Source organism: Sphingobacterium sp. SRCM116780, assembly GCF_021442025.1.
GTDB lineage: Bacteria > Bacteroidota > Bacteroidia > Sphingobacteriales > Sphingobacteriaceae > Sphingobacterium.
The window spans coordinates 3797082-3808667 of record NZ_CP090446.1 but is presented as its reverse complement, the minus strand read 5'-3'; the positions used below and the strand labels follow the sequence as shown (position 1 = coordinate 3808667).

The window sequence follows — 11586 nt, the reverse complement described above, 5'->3', positions numbered from 1 at the left end:
ACGGACAAAGAAAAAACAATGTAAGGATATATCCGTATAACTTTTTATAATTGTAAGGATTTAACCGTTTAACTATCCGAATGCTGTAAGGATAATTCAGGATAAGACACGTCTAATTTACATTGTATTTTAAACGGACTTTATTCGAACTTCAAACGTACCTTATTCGTTTTTGTTCGAACGAGGTACGAACAAGGTACGAATGAGGTACGAATCAGCTCCCTATTAGTTTACCAGTTAAATCCTATGTCTTATCCTATTTATGCCTATCATCTATCTCAAAAAGAAGCTACATAAATATGTAAAAAGGATCACGTATAGGCTATTGATAAAATATTGTAGTTTTGTGTTTCAAAATATATCATATGCTATTATCATACTTTCAAGATGAACTTATAGAGGCTGGTTGTGATGAAGCTGGAAGAGGCTGCTTAGCAGGTCCCGTTTTTGCGGCGGCTGTCATTTTTCCAAGAGACTATCATCATGAAGTGCTAAACGATTCAAAACAACTGAGTGCAAAAAAGAGAATGCAATTACGCAGTATCATTGAACAAGAAGCGCTTGCTTATGCAGTCGCAAGTGTATCTGCAGAAGAAATTGATAAAATCAATATACACAATGCTTCTTATGTAGCGATGCATCGTGCGCTCGATCAATTAAAATTAAAAGCGCAATATATCTTGGTGGATGGTAATCGGTTTATTCCTTATCAGGAAATTCCTCACAATTGTATTGTTAAAGGCGATGGTAAGTATTTATCTATTGCAGCTGCATCTATACTAGCCAAAACGTATCGAGATGATTATATGGATAATATAGCAAATGACTATCCAGAATATGATTGGTTAAATAATAAGGGATATCCAACGGTTAAGCATAGAAGTGCTGTTCTCTCACTTGGCATAACCCCACATCATAGAAAAACCTTTAGAATAACAGATCCTCAACTCAAGTTATTCTAAAGGTTTTATAAAGATTGATTAGATGCAACAGTTCAATTAGACTGTTGCATCTTTAGTTTTTCCGTTTTTCACAGAGAAATAAATAGCGACTGCTAACCCTAATCCTAAAATTATAGAGGCAATCAAAGTAAGTATTCCTCCAATTTTATGCGATTCTGGGTCAAAAATAAATTCAACCTTATGGTTACCTCCTGGTAACTGAAGCGCTCTCAAGATATAATCGGCACGTACAATAGGAACCTCTTTACCATCCACAAATGCTTTCCATCCTTTTTCGTAATACACTTCAGAGAATACAGCAAATGCATCTGTTGGTGTAGAATATTCATAGACCATTTTGTCTGGATGGTAGGATGTCAATTTTATGGAAGCATTTGCGGGTAGTCCTAAACGTTGACCATTAAGTTTATTTTTGAATTCTTCGTTTACAAAAGCTTCTTTTGAAGGATTAAAGCTACTGATCGCTTGCATCTCCTGTGCATTATCTTTCACAAAAGTTACTTGATCAACAAACCAAGCATTGCCTGCGGCAGAACTTCTACGTTGGATACGTTCTCCTTTTTGTGGATCGCCAGTGATGACATATCGAACATTAAACATATCCAACACATCTTCATTGACAGCTCCATTGAATTGATTTTCAATCAACTCTTGGAATCGCATCAATTTAGCCGCATGATATCCACCTAAAGATTTGTGATAATAGGATGCTCGAGCGTCTGAAAAAGGATTAGATGTTAAATCAATAACACGATAACTTAAATCCTTATCCATGCGTATCAATTGGTCTACTTCTCTTTCTTGAAATGCTTGATTTGTTACCAAACGTTTCTCTACAAAAGACTTATCATTAAGGTATCGCTTATCTATGCTCCAAAGATCGAATAGAAAAATAACGGCCAATCCAATAATTAAAACATTGGCTGAAAGTTTCTTTTTGATAAAAAACCATAGTGCCAAAAAGGTAATCAAAACAATTGCAAATGACCGATAAGCATCAGCACTAGCTACTGCAGCGCGATCCTTTACCAAATTATTTACCCATTGATTAGCTGCTGCTTGATCTCCTACTTGTTGTGTCAAGCTCTCCACTAATTGTGCATGTTCCTTGTTTTTAAAACTTAGAAAAAGGTCAGGAACAAAGGCAACAAGTAAACAAATACCACCTAAGCCAATAAAAGTATATAGTACTTTTTTATCTAATTTTTCTATTTTATCGGCTCTAGTAATTAATTCATTCAATGTCAATACAGCCATTAATGGAATCATGAGTGCGGCAATCACTAATATAGATTCCACTGCTCTGAATTTATTGTACATCGGGAAATAGTCAAAGAATAGATCCGAAACCAATGTAAAGTTTTTACCGAAAGATAGTAGTAAAATCAGAATAGTTGTTGTTAAAATCCACCATTTAAGTCTATTATTAACAATGACTAATCCCAGTACAAATAGGAACAATACCCCCGCTCCAAAATACCAAGGTCCTGAAGTAAAAGGTTTATCGCCCCAATACACGGGCATTCTACTCGCAATCTCAGCAGCTTGGACATTACTCATTCCTTGTGCTCCAAATGTTGACATTAGGAATTTGGCGACATTAGATTTTTCGTCTAATACGCCACTAGATCCACCACCATAAGCATTAGGAATCAAAAAAGTAAGAGTCTCTCCCACTCCTTGACTCCACTCATAAGCATATTGTCTATCTAAGCCTTTTTCTTTCGTTTCATCAACTTTAACAAGATTAGCATGTCCACGTGTGCTTAGTTTACTATACTCATAAGTAGGCATTAGTATGGAAGCGTTCACTAAAATAGCGACAACAACCGCAGCTAATTGTAAACCTGAGGCAATAAAAAACTCTTTTAACTTTTTATCACGAATCGCATCAACGAGAACAAAGATTACATAAACCATCAATGCAATTAGCATATAATAGGTTACCTGTAGATGGTTCACACGAATCTCTATAGCCATAAATAAGGCTAACAAAACAGGCCCCCAAAGCTTACTCCCTCGGTAACACATAATGACAGCGCCAATGACAGCAGGCATAAAGGCAATGGCATATGCTTGTGTGACGTGACCAGCTTCGATATAAATGAAATTATAAGAGGTAAAGGCAAGAGCAATGGCTCCTAACGCGGCCAACCAAGGCCGAATACGCAAGACATTTAATAAGAAATAGCCTCCTAGTAAATAAAATAGAAGAATATCCAGCGGTTGAGGGAAAACAGTTTTAACAGCCGATAAGATGTAGGTTCCGATATTATTTTCACTCGCTGACCAGATTTGATAGGTCGGCATACCTCCAAACATGGAGTTTGTCCATAATGGCGCTTTTCCATCTTGCTGCTTAAAATCAAACATTTCCTTTTGTGCGCCCTGTGCTTGAACGACATCACTCTGTGCCAGAACCTGTCCCTGCCACACTGGAGTAAAATAAAAGAATACAAGCGCTACAAAAATCGCTATAACGATGAGATGTGCTGAATTTTCTTTAAACCAATTTTTCATCTATATTATGAGGTTACCAAAATTTACGAAAATCAAAAATATACATTTGATTTTACAATTTATATTATTTTCGATTTAGAATGTCAGAAGGAATTTTATTTGCCTGTGAATATGGTCTATTTAATTTATTCTCCCTTTTGAATCAACTTATTAATGTTAGATAACTCACCAAAAAGGACTAAAATATCGCCTTCTTCTAATTTCGTCTCCGAACTCGCTATGCCAGATGCTTCTTTGATGGCTTTTGTTTCGGAATTGTCTTTAACTTCCACAATCTTTACAGTAGTAAGTACAATAACGCGATATATATTGGTCAAATTTGCTTCTCGGAGTGTCATCCCTACATATTTGGCGGGGACTTTTGTTTCAATAATACTGTACTTATCTGAAACCTTAAACGAATCCACAATGTCAATGTTATCTAGACGCATGGCGAGCCTTTCTGCCGCTTCTTCTTCTGGCATAATATATTCGCCAATCTCCATCGCCTCAAGTACTGTTTTTTGTAAGTCAGAAACAATACGCCCAATGATCCGCTTCACTTTTAACTGCTTCATCAAAGCCACAGTTAATAAAGAGGCCCCTTCGTCCTCGCCAATGGCAACAATAACGGCATGACAGTCTTTTAAAGGAAGAGAGGATACTGCTTCTTTGTCTGTTGAATCAAGGCAAACGGTATGTGTTACTTTATCTTTTAATTGTTCTACAATAAGTAGACTTTTATCTGCTCCAATTACTTCATGTCCTAATTCTGTTAAATGCACTGCCAGTGATCTCCCGAAATGTCCAAGTCCTAAAACAATATATTTCATACAATTTTATTTAATAAAGTATTTTTTCCTCTGGGAAAGTGTAATTTCTTCTTGTTATATTCTTAATAAAAGCAACCAGTAGTGTCAACGTACCAACTCGGCCAACAAACATGGTCATCATCACAATAAATTTTCCAGCAATACTTAAGGATGGTGTGATACCTAAACTCAACCCACAAGTGGTGTACGCAGAGACAACTTCAAACAATAATGCTTTAAAACTTTTATCGGGATCTGAAAATACCAACAATAGAAAGCTGATACCAATTGTAAGTAGCGATAATAGAATAATAGCAAATGCTTTATGAACCGATTCACCAGCGATACGTCTTTTAAATAGTTCAATGTGTTCTTTCCCTCTAGCTAAGGCAATAATATTCATTATAGCAACAGCAATAGTCGTTACTTTAACCCCTCCGCCAGTTGAGCCTGGGGATGCTCCAACCCACATCAATAACATAATCAATAAAATTGTAGGCATGGATACAAATGATAAATCAATACTATTGTATCCAGCAGAACGCGAAGCATTGGCCATAAAAAATGAAGTTATCCATTCTCCTACAGCACCTTTCTCAAAAGATAGTGTTTTATTTTTTTCCAACAGAAAGAAAAATATTGTGGCTAAAATGATAATAAAAGCATTACAGGCGAGTACGATTTTTGAATTAAAGCTAAAATTCCATGCTTTATGTTTATAGTTCTTTTTAGTGAAAACACGATGATACCAATAGATGGCAGAGTCTTTTATATAAGAGTAAATATTCAGTACAATACCAAAACCAAGTCCTCCCAATATAAATAATGCAGACAATGCCAATTGGAAATTATAGTTAAACTTATAGGCATCATTGGTAATTCCATCCGTTAATATTGAAAAACCAGCATTACAAAAAGAGGATATGGAATGGAAAACTGCAAAAAAAACTTGATGTCCTACCGTTGGAAAATTAGTTTCATCCAATGTACTAAAAATCAATCCTGCTCCAAGTAATTCAAAAAGCAAGGTGATAAAGATGATGGTCAACAACGTTTTGATAACAGACCCAACTTTGTTTTCTCCCAAAATTTCACCAAACATCAATTGATTCTTGAAAGAGAAGCCTCCTGAAAAGAAATAACCAAAAAAACCAGTAAAAGTCATAATTCCCAGTCCCCCAATCTGAATTAAAACCAAGATGATGGTTTGTCCAAAAAGAGAGAAATTAGTAGAAATATCCGTTACTGACAAACCTGTAATGCATACAGCACTTGTTGACATAAACAAGGCATCAGTAAAACTTAATGGCGCTTCTAGTGTAGTCCTTGGAAGCATCAATAAAATAGTGCCAATAAGAATTAATGCAAGAAAACTGATAACAAATAAAATCGTTGGATTAAAATAGAAGTTATCGAAAAATAAGGTCCTCTTGGATAATTCAGCAATGAAAACAAGATAAATACCCAAATAAATCCATTGATCTTTTCCGAATAATTCGACGGAAGAAACAGTTGTAAATCGAGCGATTATGATTAAAAAAAAATAAGCAAGAATAACTAAACCTGCATAATGCTCTACCGCAATTTTCTTCAAAGCAAAAATAGACGAAGCTGTACGAAGTCCTGTCATCACAAACAAGACGTAGAACATCGTATAAATAATTTGATTTAAAGGAGTTGCTAAATCTGGGTCTGTTACATAACCGACATGGAAGATAACTGCCAAAGCACAAATCATGCTTACATAAAGCATGATCTGGTCTACAATTCCATTTTTATATTTAAAGACAAATTTTAAAAAACTTAATATTGACCCCATCTTGCACAAACATACTGATAACTTGGTAAATCCAGAAGTCTTTAGACGCTGCTTTCATTTCACGTGAAACTACCCCATTTCTTCGCGCTCTTTCACTTTATTTTCTGCTTGTTTTTTCTCCTCTTTTGCTTTTTTCTTTAATTCTTTTTCTTTTTTCCTTTGCTCAATTGCTGCCGCATCCTTTTTGAAAATGCGTGACACAAAGCTTTTAGTCTTATTCACGACAGTATTCGCTTTCTTTATCGTATTTTGAGCATTTTCTGCTGCACGCATTAATTTTGCTTCTCTCTCCTTACTCAAACCAACACATTGTTTAATACCATCCAAGAGACTTTGCCAAATGGTTTTAAAGAACGTATGATTAGGATTCCGATGCCAATTGACTCTTCCAGTGATGTACTCTCCAAATTCATTGGGGTTGCTGGTATTAAATAACAGCTCGTTTATCAATAAAGAAACTAATCCTTTCTTTTTTAGCTTACCATCCGCATTCTTCCCTAGAATATTAACTTTTAAATTATCATAATCAAATTTAAATTGTCCCCAATTTCTTCTATCATTTGCCTCCATATCAAAAGACATTCTTTTGATATTACCCGAAGCTATTTCAACATTGAGCAACGGCTTTAGAATCTTATTAAATGCTGGGGCTTGCATTGCGCCTAAGCTACCTTTATACGTATAAAAACCTTCTTTGGAGGTCATGTCAAAACCTAACAAGACATTCAATCGACCACTATTCATCACTCTGCTCAGAAAATCAACTTTCATCCACTTGTTTTTCGCTAGAGTGGAAGAGTCATTTGTCATATTGCTTATCGTTGCATAACTCTTATCGAATGTAATCGTTCCAACCTGATTATATTTTCCACTAAGTTCAGAATAACTAATATGTGTATTTTGAAGTAATACAGTATCCAAGGATAACTTTGTATTCATTTTTAATAGCCGCTGATGAGGAGACCTTCCGATCTTATTGACAGGTTTTGATTGATAATGCTTATCAGAATAAATTTCCAATAGGCCATTTTTAAGTTGTGTCTTTGTGGCATATATTTTCTTGTCTCGAAGTAATTTTTTAAAATCAAAAGATTCAAAACGAACAGTATCAAATTTCATCACTATATAGCTCCCCCCTTTTCCTTTCTTTTTATAGAAGGCTGACTTATTTAATATTGGTTGATAAACTACTTTTGTTAATAAAATATTGCGATCTCGGGTATTAATTTTCAATTTATCGAAATCCACTTTGTAAAATCCATCTGCTGTTTTATAAGTAAATCCAGGAACTTCGATATCGATCATTTTTGTATGATAAAATCTACTTTCATCAGAAATTGATGTAGAGTCTACCAAAACATCTTGCACTTTTAAATTCACTTTTTTTATTTCAAAATCTTGATAAATATTCTTCTGCAGTTGTGAATATTTAAAATTTATTCCATTTAATTCTATTTCCTTTATTTGTATCTTTTTTAAGGTCTTTTTTATCTTTTCATATAAAGGCTTATTCACTTGTGCTGATGCGGTATCATTGTAGGAATGGTACTCATTAATCATGTGAATGCTGGGTGTATCCAATACGACATTCTTGAGATACAGTTCCTTATTCATCAGCATATCTCGAATAGAAAAGTTACGAAATTTTAATTTCGCAACTTTTATCTGAAAACGGTTATCTGGAGCTTTATTGATCTTCTCTAAACGGCGATAAATAGTACTGTCAGATGTTAGAATAAGATTGCTGACACTAACATTTCCTAAAGCCAAATTAATATCCAAGTCATCATACGTAACCGTATATAAGCTATCTGTAGAGGCTAATACCAGTTCTTTAAATTTTTGATCCAAAAGCGGCTTCCAATGTACACTAAAATACCATGCTAAGCTCCCCACGATTATTAAAAGAGTTACAATTACTCCTATAATCCATTTCCAAATTGTCTTCATTAAGATATTCGCTTTTTTAGTAAAATTATTTGGCTATTTTTAACTTAAAGAAAACAACTTATTCATACTTTTGTTTGTTTTCAATAAAATTCTTATTTATACGAATCATTTCATGAAGTACGATCCATCATGTCTCCGAAAGTAAAAAGATTACTCTTTATTTCAGTCAACATAATATTACTCTTTTCTTGTCAAAAAAAAGAACATGCTGTTGGTTTTTATTATTGGAAAACCATTTATAAAACAGACACCTTATCTCAAGAAGTGGTACAAAAGCTGAAGTCCAATACGTTATTTCTTCGTATCATGGATATTGATTTTAAAGATGGTGGTGTCGAACCTATTCCAATATCTCCCATATCTTTTGAACAAAAAGTTGATAAAAATCAGCAATTGGTACCCGTTGTGTTTATCAATCAAAAAATATTTACAGAATTAGATAGCCTTCAGATAAGAGGGCTTGCACATAAAATTGTTCCTTTTGTCACCGAAAAAATCAAACAAGGAGGACATGATCTATTTCAAGAACTACAGATAGATTGTGACTGGACTAAAACTTCTCGAGATAAGTTCTTTTATTTATTGGCATTTCTACAAACGATGCCTGAGTTAAGTCAGGTGGTTTTAACATCAACAGTTAGGCTTCATCAAATAAAGAATATTAAAACAAGTGGTATTCCTCCTGTTAAGAGAGCTACGCTCATGTGCTATAATATGGGGAACCTTCGTCAGTTTGGGGATCATAACTCCATTTTAAATCAGAAGGATTTGGATACTTATCTGAGTGGTAGTTTGAAAAATTATCCGTTAGCTTTAGATATTGCGTTACCTCTTTTTGACTGGTATGTGGCTTTTCGTGATCATGAATATATCGGTATATCTAAATACATTGACCGAAGTGATCTGGATGATAAGTCTATTTTTACGCAAAATCCTAAAACACAACTATTCCTACTCAATCAGAACTTAGAAAAGGCGAACCTTAAAAAAGGTGATGTTATTCGCCATGAATTCGTAACCAAAGAACAACTTATTCTAACTGCAAAATTTTTGAATAAGGAACTCCAAGGAAAAGAAAATAGAATTATTTTCTATCATTTAGCACCCGAAATTGTATCCCAATATACTTATGCAGATTTACAAGAAATTATTGCTGCTTTCTAGCGCAACAATAGCCCTTTATTTTAGTGAAATGGCCATCAATATTGCATGTGGACCAGAAATCGATCCGTATGACAATCAACAAACGTATTTCCTCCCAAACCTGGAAGACAATAGTTTTTCGGCTTTTCAATTTATTCCATACCAGTTTTTATATACAGAACAGGAGCCGATAAGCGAGGCTAAAGTAAATGTTAATGATTGGATCAATCATTTAGGCGCTACAGTTAAAGAAAAAGATGTTTTGGCGATGATGTATGAAGCCAACCAGGAGACCACTCTGCTTCTCCATGAAAAAACAGATCTTAAAACTTTACCAGATTCCGTCAAAGACAATAGTTTTGTTCAACGTCTTTTATTAAAAGAAAACAAAGCTGAACTTGAGTACTTCAATTTCACCAAAGATCAAGAGCCCATAACCAATATAGCGCAAGATCCGTGGAGTCCTGACGAAAGAAATTTTGATGAAATAGAAGCGTTTGCAAAGAAAGCTGAAGGAAATATCTTCAACTTCAAGAAGAATAGTTTTCTTCAAATACGATATGCATACCAGGCAGCCCGGTTATATCTATTCGCTAAGAAGTATGAAAAAAGTATCGCGATTTATGAAAAACATCTAGCGAATGCAAAATCTAAATCTCCTGTCTTGGGATGGGCACTATCCAATTATGCAGGGTCAATCAGAAAGAATGGCGATCCTGCAAAAGCAGCTTTCTTGTTTTCTAAAGTATTTACGAAATCTCCTGAAAGAAGAATATTAGCCTATGACAACTTTCACTATATTACGGTAGCGGATGCTGAAATATTTGCTTTTGCGAAATCCAAAGCAGACCAGTTCAATATCAATGCAATGATCGGATTTAACGACCCTAATAGTAATGATGAATATCTTCAAAATTGTTATCGATTGGACCCTGCCAATACGATCAATGTTGTTCTTTTAACCAGAGAAGTAAATAAAATCGAAAATTATTTTATTAAACCTCATCTATTGGGATATGGCTATTCAAGTTGGTATGAGGATGAAAACAAAGCTAATATTCAAAAGCATTTACAGGATATTAGGGCGCTTTCTCTCAAAATATATGAAGACAAAAAATATGTTCAACCTCAGTTGGGTTTAATCACAGCTTCTTACCTCAGCTGGTTAAATGGTGAAAATGATTTAGCAAAGCAATACTTGAAGATGGTGAAAACTAAATCTTTGAATGAAAATTTGAAAGATCAGTTCCGTATAACAGGTATGCTGACGCAGTTGACAGATTGGGAAAAAGATAAATCATTGGATGAGGATCAGTTAATCGCAACATTAAGATGGCTACAAGAAAAATCTCAAAAAGAACAAGTAAAAGGAAGTGATGATCGCTATTACAGTGCATTTGCAAATGGCTCTTATAGCCTTATTTCAAGAAATATTTTGCAAAATATCGTCGTCAATCAATATTTAATAAAGAAAGATACTGCCCTAGCCAGCTTAGCAGCTGTCAAAGCGGACATTTTCTACAATTATGGGTTTGTAAAGGATACACTGGAAGATAACTTGCAATACGGTACAGTAGAATTTTGGCAAAACAGTTTAACACCAAAGACATTGATACAGGTGCAAGAGTATATCGAAAAGCCTGAAAGACATTCGAAGATGGTGCAATTTTTATTGGAGGATATTAAAAAGGTAAATAAAACTTACTTGACAGAATTATTGGGAACGGCTTATCTCAGAGAATTAGATTTTACTAATGCCGTAAAAACGTTTAAGAAATTGCCTGTAACCTATAAATCAAAGGAATATAGTAACTGGTACTCAGAGGAGGTAATTGCTCCTAATCCATTTATTGTCACCATCAATGATTATCCCAAAAGATATGACCTTACTGCTATGACAAAATTAGAATATGCGGCTCGTATGCTCAAATTTCAAAATCTAATAAAGTCAGAAACGAGAAATGGGAAGAAAGCGGACTACTATTTTCAAATGGCAAACGCGCTCTATCAAACGAGCACCTATGGAAATGCTTGGTCTTTGGTTTCCTATGATTGGTCTTCATACGACAATAACACTAAACCAGAAAATTATTGGAAAAGGAATTATACGCAAACAAAGACTGCAAAAGAGTGGTATGCGAAAGCAAGAGAATTGGGTTCGGATCCAAATTTCAAGGCTAAATGTACCTTTATGTTAGCTAAATGTGAACAAAAAGACTATGAGCTGAATGATGAGAGCAGGTGGAAATATTATGCAAGTAGTGCTGAAAATCCCTTTTATCAATTTTCAATTCACAACAAGTATTTTCACCAGCTAAAAGATCAATATAGTACAACAGCTTTTTATCAAGTTGCAGCTCGTGAATGCACGTATTTACAAGATTTTATAGCGAAAAAATAA

At 34.5% G+C, this 11586-nt stretch carries 7 protein-coding genes; 3 read left to right on the top strand and 4 right to left on the bottom strand.

What is annotated here, in order from left to right:
- Window positions 1-365 precede the first annotated feature (365 nt).
- Window positions 366-962: a ribonuclease HII gene (locus LZQ00_RS16465; protein ID WP_234510344.1), complete on the top strand. Its 597-nt coding sequence runs from the start codon at window positions 366-368 to the stop codon at window positions 960-962.
- A 36-nt stretch (window positions 963-998) separates the two neighbouring features.
- Here the strand turns inward: LZQ00_RS16465 and LZQ00_RS16460 are convergent, their stop codons facing one another.
- The 4 genes from LZQ00_RS16460 to LZQ00_RS16445 form a co-directional block, all read right to left on the bottom strand.
- Complete coding sequence (locus LZQ00_RS16460; protein WP_234510343.1) at window positions 999-3482, bottom strand: YfhO family protein; 2484 nt, start codon at window positions 3480-3482, stop codon at window positions 999-1001.
- A 125-nt stretch (window positions 3483-3607) separates the two neighbouring features.
- The gene (locus tag LZQ00_RS16455) at window positions 3608-4294 is read right to left on the bottom strand and encodes a potassium channel family protein (protein WP_262910916.1); all 687 of its coding nucleotides are present in this window, start codon (window positions 4292-4294) and stop codon (window positions 3608-3610) included.
- A gap of 10 nt (window positions 4295-4304) precedes the next feature.
- Window positions 4305-6092 (bottom strand): TrkH family potassium uptake protein, encoded by a 1788-nt coding sequence (locus LZQ00_RS16450; RefSeq protein WP_234510341.1) that lies wholly within the window; start codon window positions 6090-6092, stop codon window positions 4305-4307.
- Window positions 6093-6161: 69 nt separating this feature from the next.
- Window positions 6162-8042: a hypothetical protein gene (locus LZQ00_RS16445; protein WP_234510340.1), complete on the bottom strand. Its 1881-nt coding sequence runs from the start codon at window positions 8040-8042 to the stop codon at window positions 6162-6164.
- Window positions 8043-8171: 129 nt separating this feature from the next.
- Here LZQ00_RS16445 and LZQ00_RS16440 point away from each other — a divergent pair, with 129 nt between their 5' ends.
- Window positions 8172-9206: a hypothetical protein gene (locus LZQ00_RS16440; protein ID WP_234510339.1), complete on the top strand. Its 1035-nt coding sequence runs from the start codon at window positions 8172-8174 to the stop codon at window positions 9204-9206.
- On the top strand, window positions 9172-11586 hold the full coding sequence (locus LZQ00_RS16435) for a hypothetical protein (RefSeq protein WP_234510338.1): 2415 nt from the start codon (window positions 9172-9174) through the stop codon (window positions 11584-11586). Before LZQ00_RS16440 ends, LZQ00_RS16435 begins: the two co-directional genes overlap by 35 nt.